Below are 437 nucleotides of genomic sequence, written 5' to 3' on the forward strand. Positions count from 1 at the left end.
TCTATTGGGCCTGGAACAATATATTATCAATGATCCAGCAAAGTATCATGATGAAACGTCAAGGAGTAAAAATTGAGCTTTTCGACAATCTGAAAGCTATGTGGAGAAGATCATCCAAAAAAGAAGTGCATGAATGACAAGAGATTCTTCCCTTTCCGGAATTTTTTCTCGTAATTGGATTTTTATTCGTGGTGTACCAGCAATAAGCTTTCTTCCACCCGAAGGACCACCGGAAATCGCATTTGTAGGACGTTCCAACGTTGGGAAATCATCTTTAATCAATGCACTGGTCCAACAAAAAAACTTAGCGCGTATCTCAAATACACCAGGACGTACTCAAGAACTTAATTTCTTTATACCCGATGGTTTCAGTGGACAACCAGGAGATCTACCCCCTATAGCACTGATAGATATGCCAGGTTACGGTTTCGCTGAAG

The 437-nt window shown here is 40.5% G+C and carries 1 protein-coding gene; it reads left to right on the top strand.

Features of this window, described 5'->3' with window-relative positions; translation table 11 throughout:
* Window positions 1–133: 133 nt before the first annotated feature.
* Window positions 134–437, top strand: a 304-nt coding sequence (locus J7R10_RS08810) for a GTP-binding protein (RefSeq protein ID WP_208436485.1), incomplete at its 3' end; no start/stop codon positions are given.

It is taken from the genome of Bartonella vinsonii subsp. berkhoffii ATCC 51672, from assembly GCF_902825225.1.
Taxonomy (GTDB): domain Bacteria; phylum Pseudomonadota; class Alphaproteobacteria; order Rhizobiales; family Rhizobiaceae; genus Bartonella; species Bartonella berkhoffii.